Below are 17921 nucleotides of genomic sequence, written 5' to 3'. Positions count from 1 at the left end.
TCTTATCACACTCATCAATGTTTTTGTAATGTTTGTAAAAGCAAATTTCAAGATATACGTATACAATGCCCGACATGGACAGTCATTATCCGACAATTTTTTCCTAAAAAGGTGTATTACGTTTTCTAATTCGCTTCAAACGTTACATGTTCCGTTAGTGAAGTATCTGCAGGTACTACATGTATATAGGATGTACCTGGTGTTAACGGGATTTCAACCCCATTTTTCATAAACCGAATCGCATCGCCAGATGTATGCTGCCATTCAGCACGTATTAACTGTCCTTGTTGAAACACCATGGCCTCTCCGCTACCGTCCAGCTCAACACTTAGTCTGCCTACATCATCCAGCGTTCGATGCCTCGTGCTCATCACAATAACATTAGCCGCTGAGAGCTGTTGATTATTATTTTGATCCAGATGTGACTTTTCGTTCACAAAACGCTTATATCGTTGATCCGATGGATCATAGGTATAAGATACGCGATAGCTTTTTAGCAAAAACCGGATGTGTAAAGATGTAGCACTCTCGTCCACCATAACTGGAGTTTCACCAGTTTTAAGATATGAATATACTGGAACCTCCGTCTGCTTGGTATACCCTTTGCTTTCGCTTCCTTTGCGTAGCCTACTCACATCCGTGTATAAATTATGTGGTGGACGACGATCCTTACTTCGCCAGAAGTAAGCCCCTCCATTTGAAATTTCATCCAGATGTTCCTTCCGCTGCTGCTGTAAAATGGCATAGGCATCTGTACTTCCTCCTGCATGTATCGGCAACGCACCATAGGTTTCGCCCAGTTCGATCAAATACGGCCGAATGCTGCGGACCGGACCAATCTTCACATCTCCACCATGACTTTGGAAAAAAGCTACCAAACGGGTAATTCCACCTTCTGCAAGAACCTCATACACCATGTCTGCCTGGCTAAGCCCCGCCTGTGGACGCGCGGCCGGAGCGTTGTTAATCATAATAGCCAGCGGCCGCTCTATAACAGGCTGCTCCACCGGAAGCCCGGTAAGCGGAGCTGTAAATGCCGGAACAGTTGGCTCCCTAGGCGGTTCAAGCGCCTCCTTCTCTGTTTCGTGCTGGGTCGGTTGGGGAACAGATTCAGATTCCCCCGTATTGGACATCGCAGAACAAGACATCATTGTCATGCATAACAGAGCTGAGGCCATCACACGTAACCAATGATTTCGTTGGGACATGGGCCCGGACAAGTTCATCCCTCCATATCGTTATTTTTCTCATTATAAGCTTTTTTTCCTGTTTTTGTCTTGATTGAAGCAGTACCTCTCTATAGAATACTTATCTGAAGACATTAAAATTTAAAAAACATTCAGACTTTGTGATTTTTATCACAAATAAGTGTAACTGAACCTAATACAATAAAGGTGTAGCAAAGATGATCATCCCAATCCAAATGAAATACAACCCATCATTATAGATTAAAAAAGAGGAGTGGTTTGAATGTTTAACAACTGGTTACGTGAGAACAAAGTGGCAATGTGGCTGCTGACCGTAGTAAGGGTTTATCTAGGTTATGAATGGATGACCCACGGACTTGAGAAGCTGACTGGCGGATTCGATGCAGGTGGATTTATCTCGGGGGCCATTGCTAAAACAGGTGGAGACCATCCCGCTGTACAAGGCTGGTGGGGATCGTTCCTTGAAGCCTTTGCCCTGCCGAATGTTGGTTTGTTCAACGTCCTGATCCCATTGGGTGAGTTCTTGGTCGGGGTTGGCCTGCTTCTCGGTACATTGACTACACTGGCTACTTTGATGGCTATGGTCATGAACTTCTCGTTCCTGTTCTCGGGTACAGTAAGCACCAATGCAATCTACCTGCTGGTTGAAATCTTCCTTATCGTTGCTGGTGCAAATGCCGGAAGAATCGGCTTTGACCGTTGGGTACTGCCCTTCCTGCGCGGACTGTTTGGTAAAAATAAAAATACTTATCAAACGGACCCCAATCGAAAAATAGCTTAACTATCCAAAAAACAACCGTTATCCTCCGGCTAATGGTTGTTTTTTTGTGCAGCTGTGCTGCTTCTCTTTGGTGTCTCTTTGGTGTTTTGTGTAGCTACGCTGTACCCTCCTCTATTTAAATGAACAAAGGAGTCCTCAAGTCCATCCTGACTTGGAGACTCCTTTTTCGGGTTCATCTTTCCCCCGAACGTTTACAAGTTGGATACAACATGGAATGTTCACGATACATTTACCTTGTACACTACAGTTACATCAAAGAACCTAATGGAGGGTTATACCATGAAAAAAATCACCAAAGCCTATCTCATGCTCGCAGCAGTAACTTTCACAGTACAGACGATCGGATTGGGATCTACGACATCAGCCAAAGCAGCGACATCTACTACAATATCTCAAGCAGAAGTTGTACAACATATTTCCAAAACCTTCGAGCAGCTACTTCGCCAACCAGGTAAGCTACCTCAGGCATTCATTTATTTGCAAAAACATATTCAATCCATTCCTGCCTCTCAAGCTACCATCCTAGTGCTACATTTCGAAAATGCACAGAAACAGCAATTGGATTCATATGCACAGACCTTATATCCGACCTCTGTTCAAACTAAGATTAATCAAGTCTATAAACCCGGTGATTCGTTCACTAATGTAATCAGTCGGACAAACGATGCAAAACTGAAAAAATTACTCACTCAATCCAGAGATGCCGGCTACAAACTTGAAACCGCAGAAGGCATGTTTTACCCAGTCATCAACTATGAAAAATATAAAGTATTCGGAAATGACATTACCGCAGATATCCGCAGCTATATTGACATCATGGCAACGGAATCTGGACAGCCGGCTACCAAGAATGCGGCATTACACATCGGTTATCAACAGTTAGCCGGAAGGGTGCTGGCGCAAGAGTCATTTATAACCCAATATCCACATTCCAATCGTACACAGGCAGTGAAATCATTACATGATCTCTATTTCTTCTATACTTTTTATGGTACGAACAATACACCACTATTCGATGATGACACCGGGAAGATTCGTCCCAATGCCAAGATAGGGTATCAGCTCGTCGTTCAACGCAACAGGGATTCGAAGAGTACCTACATTCAAAAGCTGAAGGCATTTATGACACTATTGGATCAAAATGAAGATATGCGAACTCCGCAAGTATCCGCCTGGCTAAAAAAGAACGTGCCTGCTAATTAATCAAAGAAGAACACACCAAAAGAACTTCCAACCCCACACGCCATGTGGTTTCGGAAGTTCTTTTTCTTACATTTACAGATCATTTTGACCAAAAGCCCAACAATTAAGACTCAATGAGCCAAGGACATACGACTGAAAAAGCTTACGCGCGGTACGATCATGATCCGCAGCCCCCATCACGTAAAACAAAGGCGAAAAGTGCTCTATTCCATACGAAGGAACCGCCTGCTTGGCATACGGAGCCTTCTTGTCATATTGGAACAGATGACGCAAATTCCAGTCCTGAAGCTGCTGTGCGATCCAGTCATCATATTGAACGGCCCAATCGACTGGCTCACTCGTCTGCTTGAGTGTCCGCAAGTTGTGGACCAAGCCCCCACTACCGAGGATCAAAATCCCTTGTTCACGCAGTGGCGCCAGCATCCGTCCAATCTCGTATTGCTCCTGGGGATCGCGTCGTGAATCAATGGATAAGGGGACGACCGGTATGTCCGCATCAGGATATATATGCCGCAAAACCACCCATGCTCCATGATCCAGTCCCCGGTTCCGAACCGGCTGGTGGAACAGGTTATGCTGACTGAACAGATGCCCTATCTCCTCATACAGCTTTGGATCGCCTGGTGCAGGGTAATCAAGAGTGTACATTTCTTCGGGAAAGCCGTAGAAATCGTGCAACGCTGCATGCTGATCATCCGCGCCGATACATTGATCGGGGCTATCCCAATGCGCGGAAAATATGACAATTCCTTTGGGTCGGGGCAGGCTCGCGCCCAGCTTTGCAAGAAAACTGGTATATGCGTTATTTTCTACAGCCAGTGTCGGTGAACCATGCGCAACAAAAATTGAGGGTAATGTCATCGCTGCCAACCTCCACACGCCAGTATAGTGTTACTCTTTCATTTTACTCCGGCGGAGGCGCAATTTCCAATACAATCCGTTACACCCTGAAATCAGATCATCCAGTGCTGCCAATCCCGTTGAATATTTTCCTGTTCATCCAGCCATTCCAGTGTGCGGTCAATCAGCTGTTGCCGCTCTTTGCCTGACGAGAAAGTATGATTTCCTTGGAAAATAATCTCCTTATCACAGCGTCCTTCTGAACGCATCCAGAATACCTTTTGAAACAGAAATGCATAATCCACAGGAATGATATCATCCGAGGTGCCATGAATAACGAGCACATCACCATTAAATTTAACGGCCTCCTGGAACGGTTGGAATTGAGCTAATGACTCAAAATAAGTAGGTGTAAACTTATAGCCCAGATAGTCTGCATGACCGGTTTTAACAGACTCGTCGTACACGCTTCGCTCCGTTATTTTGACAATATCGTTGAACGGGTAGCCGACTGCTGACCAAAGGACCAGGTTCTGTACTCTCTTGTCACGAACAGCTGTGAGAAGAGCAACCGCGCCCCCTAAACTGTGACCGATCAGCGTAACTTTAGTGGGGTCAATGTCCGCGCAATTCACGGCGTAATCCAACACGGTGCGTGTCTGATTAATCATGGACTCTAGCCCCTGCTTGCCGTATTCACCCGTACTTTCCCCACAACCGGCAAAGTCAAAACGCAGTACAAAATATCCCCCTTCGGCCAGCTCACGCGCAGTTTTGACAAATAAGCGATCGACTCCGATACGATTGCCCACAAAACCGTGACAAATGACAACGAGCGGAACTCGCCTCTGACGCTCTCCCCCATTCGTACGCTTTGGATAATGAATTGTGGCGGCCAGTTCCTCATGTTCAAAACGAATTCCAATTTGCCGTTCCATCCTGATTCCCCCTGTTTCAAGCTTCACTACAACATTTCATCATTCAAACTCTTATAGTAACGTGGAATATCCATCCAGGATATTCATTCACTTTAATTCCGATAAGTTTAATAAGTTTTATAGTAAAGTCAGTCTATCATCGCCCTGCTTCCTTGTCAACCTGTCAGTTCATACCGATACGGAAGTAAACAAATGGCGCTCCCCGATGTGATACCGGAGAACGCCATACTACTCGCTTATAGAGTGCCTCCGCTACATTAAAGCAGACGACTTGCTACTCGTAGCTGTGCCTGAACATTTGGTGGGTTTCGACTCGTCCCTCCCACTCCAGTTTACAAGAGGCGCCGTTATTTTGATCTTCATGCCACAGGCTACGGAAGCTCTGTTCACCTAGTTCACCCACAAATACTGTATCCTCAGTCACTTCAGCATCGTCCAATATACGGTACGTTGGAGATGTCCCTTGAACGCTCCGGTGACTTACGTTTGCAAGCAAGGCTCCCCCGCTGTTCCCGTTCGGAGCCCCTGTCAGTCGTTTTTGGACTGAGTAATCTGCCTGGTTCTCCAGTTCCATGATGCTACATCCTCTCAACGTTTTATATTCAGGTTGCTCTATGTGCTCACCCTGTATCCAGTTTGAGGAGAATGCAGCGGTAATATACATAATGGATAAAGCCTTTTGCCATCCGTCGTTTCCTCACGTATACTGTCTTTGTTACAAAATGGTGATTCCATCAGCTTGGGATACGATCATAAAGCAGGAGGAAGCAATGAATAAAGCAAAAAATTATACGCTTATTGCATGGGTTGCCTTGTCCATGTTTTTCTTGACACAGGCGATTATCGGTTGGTTTATCACCTTCACAGGCGGGGATATCTCACCTTTTGAAAAAATTAGCCTTTCCACCCTTATCATTATCGCCGCAGGTGCCATTCTGCTGGTTGAAGCACTGATGAATTTCATGGACCGTCCGGAAGAAGGCGAGGAGACACAGCAGCCAGACCATGCTCCCGTGAAGCCCCAAATGAATTTCAAATCCATCTTGATGTATGTAGTCCTGGTTGTTGTCATTCTTGTCGCCGGACTTGCGCTGCGCAGTGTGCTACCGGTATTCAAAATCTCACCTTGGATGAATGTAGTGCTTGCGGCTATTGGCTTTATTGGACTCAAACCGATTTTTCTGCGTAAAAAACGTTCATAATCTTGCAATTCACACAGTGCTGGAGCTGCCTCATTACGGAATCGTAGCAGCTCCTTTTTATTTGCAATCAGCCATCTGACTCGAAGCTTGGGAATCGTCAGAAAAGCCTTATCCCCACCTGCAAGAAGATGCATGGGGAATACGGCTTGATGTACTTTCGCATTTATTTGGAAAATAGTTGTTCTGCATTATCCAATGCAATTTTGTGCCCCATCGCGGAATAGTCCAGCCAAGGCTGTCCGTCCAACATGTAGACATGACCTTGCTTCACAGCTTTGAGTCCTTGCCATACTGTATTTCCCTCCAGCTGCTTATATACCTTTTGGGCATCCGCACCTTTACTGATAATAACCAGGATGGCATCAGCATCGTAATCTGGTAAAACCTCTTGGGATACAACCTGGTAGGCCTTGTTAATCTTTTCCACACCTTTAGCTGGCTTCAAGCCTAAGTCCTGATACAACAACGGTCCTACTGGACGCTTCATCCCCATGACACGAACTTCTTTTGCTGTGACACGTACAGCCATGACCGTCCCGTCTCCGATTTTGGAATGAATGAGCTTTTTGACCCGTTCCCTCTGTGTATCGTAATCTTTCAGAAAGGTGTCTGCCTGTGCTTCATGTTTAACCATGGCAGCTATTTTTTTCAATTGATCCTTCCATGTGCCTTCATCCAAATCAAAAACCTCGGTCGGTGCAATTTTTTCGAACTTGGCCACATCAGTTCCCGAATATTTTTTGTCGAGGAAAATATGATCAGGTTGAAGTTCCAGTACCGCTTCCATATCGGGGTCTGTGACAACTCCCAGCTTACGAGTATTTTGAAGACGATCTTTTACATGGGGCAGAAAATCCTTCACATCTCCACCAATAACCGAACCTGCTGGAGTAATGCCCAACGCCAACAGATTATTCGTCAAATGAATAGACATTGAAGCAATACGCGAATCCGCACTAATGGCGGTTTGGGCACTATCGGCCGCTTTCGTATCACTTGCTTGTTTGTTTGCTGTTTGTCCACAAGCGGACAGCATGATCATGCATGCAACAAGAGACAGGGCTACCCATGAACGTTTAAGCCCTGAACCCTCAAATCTATTTTTTCTCATGAATATTCTCCCCTATACTATAGAAGCTCTATTTTATAAAGTTAAATCGTCAAGGCTTCTACTTCGTTGTTGTTCAGCATGCTGCATCATGTGCAGCTTTGGATTTCATATGTAACCTAATCCTGTTGTCATTTGGTTCGGGACAACAAGAATAAAAAATATGGAGCTCCTACCACAGCAACCACTACACCTGCTGGAATCGCATTCGGCTGAAATACCGAACGACCAATCGTATCTGCTGTGACCAGAATGACAACTCCGACCAAAGCGGCTACTGGCAGCAAATGCTGATACATCGGCCCAACCAGACGGCGAGCCAGATGAGGCGCAATCAGCCCAATAAAACCGATGCCTCCGGCCATGGATACGCTGGCGCTCGAAAGAGCCACTGCTGCGCCAAGCAATATCAAGCGCTGGCGCTTCACACTTGTACCAATTCCAGCTGCGGTCTCATCACCCAGCGACAGATTATTCAGGCTACGTGTCTGAGATAGAACATAAGGCAATACAATGACAATCCACGGTAGTAAAGCCACTGCATGTATCCAGTCCCGTCCCCATACGCTGCCAGCCAGCCAACGTGCGGTAAATGCATACGTATCTTCATCCAGCCGCAACGACCAATACAGCGTGATGGCGCTGAGCCCTGAGGCTACACCGATACCGGACAGGATCAGCCGCACAGGCACGATTCCTCTGCTGCTACTATAGGACAACACAACAATCAGTACCGCCGCAATGACACCCCCCGCAAAGGTAAACAAGGGAATGAACAGGGCTGCTGATCCTTCCAGATCGCGAAAAAAGCTGACATACATCACCAGGCCCAACGCAGCCCCCGCATGAAGGCCCAGCACTCCCGGATCTGCGAGTGCGTTTCGCGATAAGCCCTGCATGACCGTCCCGGCTGCACCCAGTCCCGCTCCAGCCAGCACCGTTACAACAATCCGCGGCAGACGGTATTCAAACAGGACCATGTGATCGCGTCCGCTCCCCCCGCCAAATAGTGTATCCAGCACACGTAGCGGTGGAATACGAATCGTTCCGGTATTCAAACCCAGCACAAGGACAACAAAGCTAATTCCCGCCAATACTAAGCAAACGAGCCAAGCCTTGGTCGTTCTTGTATCCCCTGTCCCTAGAGAGCGTCTCACTATAGTTCCCTCCTTTCCTTACGAGCGAGAAAGAGGAAAAAAGGTACTCCGATAAAAGACACCATAATTCCAATAGCTAGCTCCTCCGGTGGATTCGCCATTCTCGCTCCCAAATCAGCCAGCACTAGTAGCACGGCTCCCAATAATGCAGACAATGGTACGATCTGGCGATAATCCACACCGATCAGTTTGCGAGCAATATGTGGAACGACCAAGCCTACAAAGCCGATGGCCCCGGCAGCCGATACGGACAGTCCAGCCAGGACCACCACAGTTAGCAGCCCTAACAGCCGGATGCGCCTGAGATTTAATCCCAGATTCAGCGCTACCTCATCCCCCATTGAAATCAATGAAATGGAGCGTGCGAGCCCCATAGACCAAGCGATCACAATAAGCAAAATCGGTGCAAGGATCCCAAGCTGCGACCATTTGATTCCGGCAACACCACCCGCATACCAGAAGGCTAAATCCTGACTTAGATCAAAATAAATCGCAATTCCCGAAGTCATAGAACCTAACAAGGCGGCTGTCACAGCTCCAGACACCGTTAGCCTCATGGGGGTCAATCCCCCTGGCGCGGAAGCTCCCAGCCCGAATACCAGTAAGGTACTCATCAGTGCCCCCAGGAACGACAATATAATTAACGTCCCGTATGGTAGATCGGGGAAGAAAGCAAAACTCACTGCAACTACAAACATCGCTCCTGCGTTAATGCCCAGCACACCTGTGTCCCCCAGCGGGTTGCGTGTAATGCCTTGTATCAGAGAGCCTGCAACTGCCAGCGCAGCCCCAATGATGGCTGCACCGAGTACACGCGGCAATCGCAGCTCATGAATGATCCTGTGTGTCATCAGCGAACGATCATAGTGGAATACTGCCGACCACACCGTGCTTACGGTCAGGTCCTTGGCTCCAAAAGAAATGGCAGCGAATATGGCCAAGGCCAACAATACAGCAGAAGCTGTAAACAACAACGCCTGCCGAATCCTACCCGCTCGGAGCACCGGACGGGCTACAGAGGCTACTTCAGGAGCGGTCCTCTCTGTCGAAGCTGTATGTTTATCCAGGCTGTCTTTAGACTGCATTCGGTGAGGTCACTCCCTCCATACCTGAAAGCCACCATGGCTCTCATTACGATAACGTCAATGATAATGATTATCAACTTGATACATAATAGCATGTTTCTATGACATTGCAAGCCAAAAACTGTTCCCCCATTAGGAGGAACAGTTTTTTGAATATATCTATGGGAGAGCGCTACTCGAATGATCTCAAGTAACCCTCTATTTTAGTACGTAGGCCAGCCTGCTGAATCCCACTTCAAATCACTAATCAGCAACTTTGGATTTCCGCCATCGGTGGCATCATAGGCGTGACGCGCAATCACACTGTTGTTATAGACAGATTGTCCGCCCGGTCCCTTCCAGCGGTCATTCCCCGCATCCAGTATCGTTCCACCGCCGTCCATCAAGCTTTTTCCGCTCTTGTCTACATACGGTCCGGTAATACTGGTGGAGCGACCATAAATAATTTTGTAATTACTGTCTACGCCTTTGCAGCAGTTATCAATGGAAGCAAACAGATAATAATAGCCGTTGCGGTATGTAACATGCGGTGCTTCCAAACCACCAGCCGTACGTCTAGCAATAGAATAAATCTGCCCCGTTGGCTTCATCGTATTTTTATCTAGTCGAGTCACTTTCAAGCCTGAATTCCATGAACCGAAGGAAAGCCACGGGTTACCGGAAGCGTCAATGACCAGATTCGGGTCAATCGCATTATAATCGTCAGAATCCGTCGTACGCAGCACCAGTCCATCATCTCTCCAGCTTCCTGCACCGATGCTTGTTGCTGAAGTCAAGCCAATGGCCGAAGTGCGCGACCCGAAAGTAGAAATGGAATAGTAAACCCAGACACGTCCATTGTACTTCTGAGCATCCGGTGCCCACACGTCATTAGTCTTCTGCTTAGGTACATACGATTTCCACCAAGATGGCGGCGACAAGAAGATTTGCGGCAATCTGTAAAAATTGCGTCCGTCATCCGATCTTTGAACCTGTATCCCCTGCCCTGTCGAGAAAATATACCATGCATTGCCTTCCTTCGTGATGGACGGATCATGTGCTGCCACATCACCAGTTAACGCCCAATGCTCGGCTGATGTAGACGGCACCACGGACAGCAACAAAGCAGCCGAAGTTACGGCAGCAAACGCTGTTCGGGCGAATTTACCCTGTACTGATTTTTTCCATGCTTTCAACATTCTTTCGCACCTCCGAATAAGTATCTTATAATGAAAATCGGTGACACGCTTATTACATTAGTGTTTATACTTATGAAGTTACACATATATTAACCTATAAACTTCTGTTTTGTAAACGCTTTATTTCAAATAAAAAGAAATTTATAAACTACGCATAACATTGCACATACAAAAAAAAGAGCCCGTAGGCTCCTTGCTAGATTAGCATATTAAACAGATTTTCATTTTTGTTCAATTCCGTATATTGAATGCCCTTGCGATTCATTCGTTCAATTAAAGGAAGATAGTCTTCCTTGTGGTACAACTCAATGCCGACCAGCGCCGGGCCATTTTCCTTATCATTCTTTTTCGTATACTCAAACCTTGTGATGTCATCGTCTGGTCCAAGCACCTCCTGAAGAAACTCACGCAGTGCCCCTGCTCTTTGCGGAAAATTCACCATGAAATAATGCTTTAGTCCTTCGTAAATCAGGGAGCGTTCCTTAATCTCCTGCATACGATCAATGTCGTTATTGCCACCACTGACGATACAGACTACTGTTTTGCCTTGAATCTGCTCACGATACAGATCAAGTGCTGCTACAGGCAGCGAGCCCGCGGGCTCCACAACAATCGCATTTTCATTATACAACGCCAGAATCGCTGTACATGCCTTGCCTTCCGGGACCTTCACAATATCATCCAAGGTATGTTTACAAATGTCATACGTTAACTGACCCACTCGCTTCACCGCAGCCCCGTCAACGAACTTGTCTATGTGCTCCAGTGTAACGACCTTGTTCAAACGCATTGCTTCCGTCATCGATGCTGCGCCTAGGGGTTCTACACCGATTACTTTGGTGGCCGGACTCACCGTTTTGACATACGTACCTATGCCTGCCGCCAAACCGCCGCCGCCAATCGTCACGAACATATAGTCCGCAGGTGTATCCAGACTCTCCATAACTTCCATCGCAATCGTACCATTGCCCGCAATAATTTTTGGTTGATCGAACGGATGGATAAAGGTCATTTCCTGCTCGCTGCATACCTTCATAGCCTCGTCATAAGCATCGTCAAACGTATCTCCGGTCAAAATGACCTCTACACTGTCTCCGCCAAAACGACGTACCTGCTTCACTTTCTGATTGGGCGTTGTGCTCGGCATAAATATTTTACCGTGGATGCCAAGCGCGTTACATGAAAAAGCCACACCTTGTGCATGATTACCCGCACTCGCGCACACGATCCCTTTTTCCATTTGCTCAGGAGTTAGGCTGCGGATCATATTGTAAGCTCCACGGATTTTAAAGGACCGCACAACTTGGAGATCCTCTCGCTTCAGATACACATTACAGTTATATTTGGCCGATAGGACGGCATCCCTCTGTAAAGGTGTACGAACAATCACCTCACGCAGCATATGATGAGCCCGTACAATATCCTCCATGCCCACGGTTGACGCTGTGGCCGGGTCGGTTTTCTGGGTTTCTGTTGGTTCCATAGGTTCTCCACGCTCCGCCTGAATATTTCTGTATTTGAAATCTTTCAAACATCATACCACGTTTACCTATAGCTTGTGCAGTTGATAGCCATGAAAATGAGAATGAAAATCATTGAATTCATAAAAAAACAGGCCGAGACAATGCCCGACCGCTCTTCCTGACTCTATATATTTATTGTATTCAGTCGACTCATTCAGCACCGTAATGATTATCCTTTTACCCCGCCTGCCGTCATCCCTTCAATAAAATAACGCTGGAAGAACAGAAACACGACGAGAATCGGCAAAATAGCCAGGACTGAACCGGCAATCAGCACATCATAATTGTTGCCATATGGCGTCAGCAGGCTGGACAGACCGATTGGCAGTGTCAGCATGTCGTTAGTACGCAATACGATCATCGGCCACAGGAAGTTATTCCAACTGTTCATAGCTTGTAAAATAGCCATTGCCGCAAAGGCAGGTGCCATCAGAGGCATCATAATCCGCACAAAAATACCATACTCTGAACAGCCGTCAACCCGTGCAGCATCCATAAAGTCCTTGGGTACTCCGCTCAAATATTGACGGAAGAAAAAGATCGGAATCGGTGCGACGACAAATGGCAAAATCACACCCCATACCGTATTGATCAGCTTCATACCGATCATGAGTTTGTAAAGTGGCAGCATAATAATTTCTACCGGGATCATCATCACGACCAGCACCAGTGTAAAAATCACATTTTTCAGTCTAAAACGATACATCTCCAGGCCATACCCGACCATCGCAGACAATATCAGACATAACACCGTAAACAAGACGGTAATGACAAGGCTATTCCAGTACCATTGAAAATAATCCGTCGTCCCCTGAAAGATGAACGCATAGTTTTTTAAGGACATGATGGCCCACTCCAGCTTGAGATTCAAGCCGTAGCGCAACAGCTCCGTTGATGGCTTGAATGAGGCAAGCGTCACGGCAAATAGCGGAAACAGGGCGAACCCGGCAAACAGGATGAACAGGACAACGAGAAATGCGGATAATGGGCCTTTTTGTTTCTGAGCCATCGCTTAATCCTCCTTCCGAAACATGCCAAAAAATTTGAGCTGGATCAGGTTCAGTACTAATGTGAATACGAGCAATACAATACCCACCGCTGCTCCAAAGCCCATACTGTTCTGTTCCAGACCTTGGCGATAGAGATAGCCCACAATCGTTAATCCAATATCATTCGGGGAGTTATTTCCGTTCCACAGCATATAGCTCTCGGTGAACATGGATAACCCGGCATAAATACTGATCGTAAATACGTAGATCGTCACGGGTTTCAGCATAGGAATCGTAATCCGCCAAAATGATTCGAAGCGGCTGGCCCCATCAATCTGCGCAGCTTCATACAACTCGGGAGGAATGTTCTGTAGCCCCGACATGTAGTACAGCATGTTTACCCCCAGCCATCTCCATAAGGCCAACACGATCAACGCTAAAAAGCCGGTGTTCGCATTCATTAGCCATTTGTAAGGCTCAAGACCGAATATCCCCAACAGGGAGTTCATCAGCGAGCCGTCCAATTCCCCGAACATGAGTCGGAAGATTGTTCCTGCTACCACCACTGAGGTGAGTGCGGGTATAAACATTACGGAGCGAAACAGCCCTCTACCCGGCATTTTAGGCGAATTTAGCAATACCGCCAGTACCAGTGGCAGAGGAATCAGCACGACCAGTGTAAGCAGCGTGTACAGGACGCTGTTCAAAATTGCTTTTCCAAATGTAGGATTCATTAAATCCTTATAATTTTCCAGGCCAACGTAAGTTGTTATCCCTGGCAGGACTTCCTGAAAGCTCATAATGACCGTCGAGATGACCGGATACGCAAAAAACAGCGCAAAGGACAGTAAAAATGGAAGGACAAATACATACGGTGCCGTACGACTGGAATGAATAAATCGGCTCCATTGGCTTCTGGTCGGACGCTGAGTTTTTGGCGGCTGACCTGTCGGTACATTAGCGTTCGTATGAACGGGCGTTGCCATGAATCTCACTCCCTTTCCTGTTGGGGTCTATCTCAGTTCATCTGCTAGCTCATGCAGCACCGTGGCTGGATCTTCGCCACTCTGTAGTGTCCGATAAAGTATTTTATTACGTACAGCACTGGCGATGTCAGGCGTTTTCGGTCCAATATGCACCGCATTGATTTCATCTTTTACTTCGATCAGCGTGTCAAAAATATTCGTTCCGAAGTAATCCGTAAATTTATTTTTGGCTTTGGCTTCCGGCATAGTCCACACTTCACTGCGGATGGGATCAAACCCTAGCTGCTTCCAAATCTCCACATTCCCTTGCTTGGACAGCTTGGCAAAGGCTAGAAAACGCATCGCCAAATCCTGGTGCTTCGATTGGTTCGTGACTACCGTTCCGGTCCCGCCCATACCTGCTGAGCGATAGCCGCCTTTTTCCCATGCTGGCATCGGTCTAATGATGATTTTTCCTTTCAGGTCAGGCATGTAATCGGTAAACCGTCCCATATACCACATCGGCATCCACACCGAAGCGGCTCCGCCTTTGTTCATAAACCCGTAGTATTCCTCCATATGATGCCCACCGCCCGGTGCGGGAATAGCGATTTTGTCTTTTATCATCTGTTGGAGAAACTCAAGTGTTTTAATATTGGTTTCGTTATCCAGCGTCAATTCGCCCTTCTCATTCAAAAAATCTGAATTTTGCTGGGAGATCATCGGCCAGTAGCTCCACAGGTCATTGGTCTCCAAGGTCGCCATCGGCTTGCCCGTTTTGGCCAGCACTTGCTTGCCAGCAGCAGCGTAGTCTGCCCAGGTAACAATGGAATCCGGGTCTACCCCCGCCTGATCCATAATCTCTTTATTGTAATACATCACTTCGGCTCCGACGTGGAAGTCAATGCCGTAATACTTACCGTCTTTGCCGTAAATCTGTACTCTGGAAGGCACAATGTTATTGATCTCAGGGTCAATCACCGGATTGAGCGGGACCAGTTGCGGTATTCCTTTGAGGAAATTACCAATCTTGTTGACCTCAATATCCGCGATATCCGGCGCTCCCACTCCTGATTGCAACGCAATCGAGAGCTTGCTGTGGTGATTGTCATAAGGAAATGTATTCGCTTTCAAAATAATCAATTCATCAGGGTGCTGTTGGTTCCATTGGTCAGCCATTTGCAGAAAAAACTTCTCATGCAGTTCATTGAATGTCCACAATACAAGTTCTGTTCCCGGCCCATCCTTTTCATCAGTCTTGAAAGAACAACCTTGCAGCAGTCCAGCCATCAAAACCACCGCCATAAGCATCAAAGCCATGCTTTTTCTTCGCAGCAGCATATCCTTCCCCCTTCGCATGATGAAATCCTAATTCGTAAATGATTGCGCTTTCTTTTATTATTTAACATCAATACAAATTAGTTTACAACAACATTATTCAAAAAAAATTCGTTTTTTTGTAAAACAGATCTCATTGCGTTATAGGGGGAAAATGAATTGGACGGGAATATGATGATTTCTGCATAAAAAACGACCCAACTCCAATTGAAACTCGGAGTTGGGTCGCGCTATGTTAACTACTCTTGCGAATGTGCTGCTTCGTCTTTCACTTCTTCTCGAAATGATCTAATACTTTGTTTACGACGATTATTTTTTTCTTCGATCTGCTGACGCTCCTCATTGCTGATTTCAGAGGAAAATTCGTTTAGATATCCTTCAGCCTCATGAAGATTCTGCAATGTATTCTGAATATTTTGTTGCAAATGCTCCACATTATCTGCTCGATTATCCGGTTTTGCCATCAGTTTGACGCCTCCTAATCATAGAATCGCTCACTAGAGCGCTAAACCGTAGCTTGATCGTTATCGAGTTATTTTATACATTAAAATGCTTTCCAAACCATCGGCCTGCTGCTTCGGCTTCAGTGCGAGTCAATTGATGACCATTGCGTTCCAAGTAGGCTTCCACCTGTGCACCGGCCCCTTCCAGCAGGGCTTGCAGCTCCTGAGATTCCGCCGCTGGAACAATCGGGTCATTTTCACCGGAAGACAGAAATACAGGGACACCGTTCAAGTCCGGCAGTTCCAGCCCTCGCAATGGCACCATAGCATGATGGAGAATGGCCCCACGCAGCGCTTTTGCATCATGGAAGAGCATACTGGCCGCTATGTTGGCTCCATTGGAATAGCCCAGAGCCACCACGTTGCTACGGTCAAAATCATATTGCTCTGCAGCTGAATCGACAAATTCGCTTAGTTCTTTGGTACGAAATACGAGATCCTCAATGTCGAACACACCCTCTGCCAAACGGCGAAAGAAGCGCGGCATTCTATTTTCCAGCACATTACCTCTCACACCTAACACAGATGCGCCTGGTGCAACCAAATCAGCCAATGGTAGCAAGTCTTGTTCATTCCCGCCGGTACCATGCAACAGCAAAATAACCGGGGCTTGCGGATCATTTCCTTTACGAAAGACGTGTTTCATATCTATTCCCTCCTCTATTTAGCTTTAAATTAAGAATCTTACTTTTGTATAAATTGATTATAGCCCATTTCACTGCTTTATACAAACATAATTGTCCTCGTTCATTTTTTCTAAAATGATGTCTTGTTCCATTGACATGTAGTATAGCTGTATTTTATTATGTTGTTAGATATTTAGAATATTATCTAAATATCTAAAGGAGGAAATGTATTTTGAACGATGCCTTCAAAGCTTTGGCTGATCCGACCCGGCGTACAATCTTGCAGCTTTTAAAGGAAAAAAGCATGAGCGCAGGCGAAGTAGCTGAACATTTTCAAATTAGTAAACCCAGCATCTCCCACCATCTCAATATCCTGAAGCAGGCTGGGCTGGTGCTGGATGAACGACAGGGGCAAAACATTATCTACACCCTGCATACAACGGTTGTGGCGGATGTGATCGGTTGGATGTTTAGTATCGCCCACTCCGATACCCCTGCGAAAAAAAATAGGAATCATATTAAGGATGGGGAGGAATCTGAATGAAATTTCGAACACCTTGGAGCCTGACGGATGTTGTGACAACTTTGATTGCCTTATCACCCGCCATAGGCGCTATACTGCTGTACGACCGACTTCCCAATGTTCTAGCCTCGCATATTAACTTTAACAATACAGCAGACGGGTATACGAGCAAAAGTGGTTCTATTATCATGCTCGTGTTGTTGGGCCTAGTCCCACTGGTCATTCGATTGGCACGCCACATGGACCCCAACAGAGCTAATTATGAGAAATTTTCAAAAGCCTATGAAGTTACACGTGTAGGTATTTCTGTAGTTCTCGCTGTAGCTGGATGGGGAATGCTGCTGTATAACCTCAATATACGACTGCAAATGAATGCTATAATTTTAGGGTTAATAGGCCTGATGCTGATGGTGATGGGGAATTATATGACTCAGGTACAGCCGAACTATACGTTCGGTATCCGCACGCCGTGGACTCTGTCTAATCCCGAGGTATGGCGTAAAACGCACCGTTTCGGTGGGCCTATGATGATGCTTGGCGGTGCTTCAGCGCTGGTGGCGGCATGGGTAGGTGGAATGGCGGGAGTAGTCATTTTCCTAACCGTACTGATCATATCCGTTATCTCTCCTGTACTCTATTCTTTCTTGTTGTATCGTAAGCTAAACAAGTAAATAGACAAAGCCACACCTAAAACTAAAAAAGGAACCTCCCAAACCGCGATAAACGCAGAATGGAAGGTCCTTTTTATAAGTGA

19 protein-coding genes are annotated in these 17921 nt (G+C 46.4%); 5 read left to right on the top strand and 14 right to left on the bottom strand.

From position 1 onward, the window contains the following. Positions 1–125: 125 nt before the first annotated feature. A complete protein-coding gene (locus ACN6NF_RS04325) occupies positions 126–1220 on the bottom strand; it encodes a DUF3048 domain-containing protein (protein WP_474315486.1) in 1095 nt (364 codons plus the stop codon). Positions 1221–1470: 250 nt separating this feature from the next. Between ACN6NF_RS04325 and ACN6NF_RS04320 the strand changes: the two genes are divergently transcribed. Then, entirely contained in the window at positions 1471–1989 is a 519-nt protein-coding gene (locus ACN6NF_RS04320) for a DoxX family membrane protein (RefSeq protein ID WP_474315483.1), read from the top strand. A gap of 279 nt (positions 1990–2268) precedes the next feature. Continuing rightward, positions 2269–3192 (top strand): hypothetical protein, encoded by a 924-nt coding sequence (locus ACN6NF_RS04315; protein ID WP_474315481.1) that lies wholly within the window; start codon positions 2269–2271, stop codon positions 3190–3192. A 72-nt stretch (positions 3193–3264) separates the two neighbouring features. Here the strand turns inward: ACN6NF_RS04315 and ACN6NF_RS04310 are convergent, their stop codons facing one another. The 3 genes from ACN6NF_RS04310 to ACN6NF_RS04300 form a co-directional block, all read right to left on the bottom strand. Next, complete coding sequence (locus ACN6NF_RS04310) at positions 3265–4053, bottom strand: dioxygenase family protein (RefSeq protein WP_474315478.1); 789 nt, start codon at positions 4051–4053, stop codon at positions 3265–3267. A gap of 92 nt (positions 4054–4145) precedes the next feature. After that, a complete protein-coding gene (locus ACN6NF_RS04305; RefSeq protein ID WP_474315475.1) occupies positions 4146–4970 on the bottom strand; it encodes an alpha/beta hydrolase in 825 nt (274 codons plus the stop codon). 274 nt (positions 4971–5244) lie between these two features. Further along, entirely contained in the window at positions 5245–5544 is a 300-nt protein-coding gene (locus tag ACN6NF_RS04300; protein ID WP_474315472.1) for a hypothetical protein, read from the bottom strand. A 196-nt stretch (positions 5545–5740) separates the two neighbouring features. Here ACN6NF_RS04300 and ACN6NF_RS04295 point away from each other — a divergent pair, with 196 nt between their 5' ends. Further along, entirely contained in the window at positions 5741–6172 is a 432-nt protein-coding gene (locus ACN6NF_RS04295; RefSeq protein WP_474315470.1) for a hypothetical protein, read from the top strand. A 163-nt stretch (positions 6173–6335) separates the two neighbouring features. Here ACN6NF_RS04295 and ACN6NF_RS04290 read toward each other — a convergent pair whose 3' ends face one another. The 10 genes from ACN6NF_RS04290 to ACN6NF_RS04245 form a co-directional block, all read right to left on the bottom strand. Continuing rightward, complete coding sequence (locus tag ACN6NF_RS04290) at positions 6336–7283, bottom strand: ABC transporter substrate-binding protein (protein WP_474315468.1); 948 nt, start codon at positions 7281–7283, stop codon at positions 6336–6338. Positions 7284–7411: 128 nt separating this feature from the next. Further along, positions 7412–8437, bottom strand: a complete 1026-nt coding sequence (locus tag ACN6NF_RS04285; RefSeq protein WP_474315466.1) for a FecCD family ABC transporter permease — start codon at positions 8435–8437, stop codon at positions 7412–7414. After that, entirely contained in the window at positions 8437–9522 is a 1086-nt protein-coding gene (locus ACN6NF_RS04280) for a FecCD family ABC transporter permease (protein ID WP_474315464.1), read from the bottom strand. Before ACN6NF_RS04280 ends, ACN6NF_RS04285 begins: the two co-directional genes overlap by 1 nt. Before the next feature lie 203 nt (positions 9523–9725). Continuing rightward, positions 9726–10700 carry a glycoside hydrolase family 43 protein gene (locus tag ACN6NF_RS04275; RefSeq protein WP_474315461.1) on the bottom strand — a complete coding sequence of 325 codons (975 nt, stop codon included), beginning with the start codon at positions 10698–10700 and terminating at the stop codon, positions 9726–9728. A 196-nt stretch (positions 10701–10896) separates the two neighbouring features. Continuing rightward, positions 10897–12183 (bottom strand): threonine ammonia-lyase IlvA, encoded by a 1287-nt coding sequence (gene ilvA, locus ACN6NF_RS04270; protein ID WP_474315457.1) that lies wholly within the window; start codon positions 12181–12183, stop codon positions 10897–10899. Between the two features lie 209 nt (positions 12184–12392). Next, entirely contained in the window at positions 12393–13232 is an 840-nt protein-coding gene (locus tag ACN6NF_RS04265; protein ID WP_013369500.1) for a carbohydrate ABC transporter permease, read from the bottom strand. A 3-nt stretch (positions 13233–13235) separates the two neighbouring features. Next, positions 13236–14198 carry a carbohydrate ABC transporter permease gene (locus ACN6NF_RS04260; protein ID WP_474315455.1) on the bottom strand — a complete coding sequence of 321 codons (963 nt, stop codon included), beginning with the start codon at positions 14196–14198 and terminating at the stop codon, positions 13236–13238. Between the two features lie 27 nt (positions 14199–14225). Beyond that, the gene (locus ACN6NF_RS04255) at positions 14226–15518 is read right to left on the bottom strand and encodes an ABC transporter substrate-binding protein (protein ID WP_474315453.1); all 1293 of its coding nucleotides are present in this window, start codon (positions 15516–15518) and stop codon (positions 14226–14228) included. A 236-nt stretch (positions 15519–15754) separates the two neighbouring features. Continuing rightward, complete coding sequence (tlp, locus tag ACN6NF_RS04250) at positions 15755–15979, bottom strand: small acid-soluble spore protein Tlp (protein ID WP_016819791.1); 225 nt, start codon at positions 15977–15979, stop codon at positions 15755–15757. 73 nt (positions 15980–16052) lie between these two features. Continuing rightward, positions 16053–16664 carry an alpha/beta hydrolase gene (locus tag ACN6NF_RS04245; RefSeq protein WP_474315450.1) on the bottom strand — a complete coding sequence of 204 codons (612 nt, stop codon included), beginning with the start codon at positions 16662–16664 and terminating at the stop codon, positions 16053–16055. Positions 16665–16876: 212 nt separating this feature from the next. Here ACN6NF_RS04245 and ACN6NF_RS04240 point away from each other — a divergent pair, with 212 nt between their 5' ends. Further along, positions 16877–17188: an autorepressor SdpR family transcription factor gene (locus ACN6NF_RS04240; RefSeq protein WP_025676831.1), complete on the top strand. Its 312-nt coding sequence runs from the start codon at positions 16877–16879 to the stop codon at positions 17186–17188. Continuing rightward, entirely contained in the window at positions 17185–17838 is a 654-nt protein-coding gene (locus ACN6NF_RS04235) for an SdpI family protein (RefSeq protein WP_474315447.1), read from the top strand. The genes ACN6NF_RS04240 and ACN6NF_RS04235 overlap by 4 nt, the downstream gene beginning before the upstream one ends. Positions 17839–17921: the final 83 nt, after the last annotated feature.

Source organism: Paenibacillus sp. TSM33, assembly GCF_056099025.1.
The sequence above is the reverse complement of the archived record's forward strand: the minus strand, read 5'-3'. Positions and strand labels throughout refer to the sequence as shown.

Bases quoted from the DNA above. Each gene is read 5' to 3' on its own strand.
- ACN6NF_RS04320 (WP_474315483.1), top strand. From the start codon at position 1,471: ATGTTTAACAACTGGTTACGTGAGAACAAAGTGGCAATGTGGCTGCTG.
- ACN6NF_RS04315 (WP_474315481.1), top strand. From the start codon at position 2,269: ATGAAAAAAATCACCAAAGCCTATCTCATGCTCGCAGCAGTAACTTTC.
- ACN6NF_RS04310 (WP_474315478.1), bottom strand. From the start codon at position 4,053: ATGACATTACCCTCAATTTTTGTTGCGCATGGTTCACCGACACTGGCT.
- ACN6NF_RS04305 (WP_474315475.1), bottom strand. From the start codon at position 4,970: ATGGAACGGCAAATTGGAATTCGTTTTGAACATGAGGAACTGGCCGCC.
- ACN6NF_RS04300 (WP_474315472.1), bottom strand. From the start codon at position 5,544: ATGGAACTGGAGAACCAGGCAGATTACTCAGTCCAAAAACGACTGACA.
- ACN6NF_RS04295 (WP_474315470.1), top strand. From the start codon at position 5,741: ATGAATAAAGCAAAAAATTATACGCTTATTGCATGGGTTGCCTTGTCC.
- ACN6NF_RS04290 (WP_474315468.1), bottom strand. From the start codon at position 7,283: ATGAGAAAAAATAGATTTGAGGGTTCAGGGCTTAAACGTTCATGGGTA.
- ACN6NF_RS04280 (WP_474315464.1), bottom strand. From the start codon at position 9,522: ATGCAGTCTAAAGACAGCCTGGATAAACATACAGCTTCGACAGAGAGG.
- ACN6NF_RS04275 (WP_474315461.1), bottom strand. From the start codon at position 10,700: ATGTTGAAAGCATGGAAAAAATCAGTACAGGGTAAATTCGCCCGAACA.
- ilvA (WP_474315457.1), bottom strand. From the start codon at position 12,183: ATGGAACCAACAGAAACCCAGAAAACCGACCCGGCCACAGCGTCAACC.
- ACN6NF_RS04265 (WP_013369500.1), bottom strand. From the start codon at position 13,232: ATGGCTCAGAAACAAAAAGGCCCATTATCCGCATTTCTCGTTGTCCTG.
- ACN6NF_RS04260 (WP_474315455.1), bottom strand. From the start codon at position 14,198: ATGGCAACGCCCGTTCATACGAACGCTAATGTACCGACAGGTCAGCCG.
- ACN6NF_RS04255 (WP_474315453.1), bottom strand. From the start codon at position 15,518: ATGCTGCTGCGAAGAAAAAGCATGGCTTTGATGCTTATGGCGGTGGTT.
- tlp (WP_016819791.1), bottom strand. From the start codon at position 15,979: ATGGCAAAACCGGATAATCGAGCAGATAATGTGGAGCATTTGCAACAA.
- ACN6NF_RS04245 (WP_474315450.1), bottom strand. From the start codon at position 16,664: ATGAAACACGTCTTTCGTAAAGGAAATGATCCGCAAGCCCCGGTTATT.
- ACN6NF_RS04235 (WP_474315447.1), top strand. From the start codon at position 17,185: ATGAAATTTCGAACACCTTGGAGCCTGACGGATGTTGTGACAACTTTG.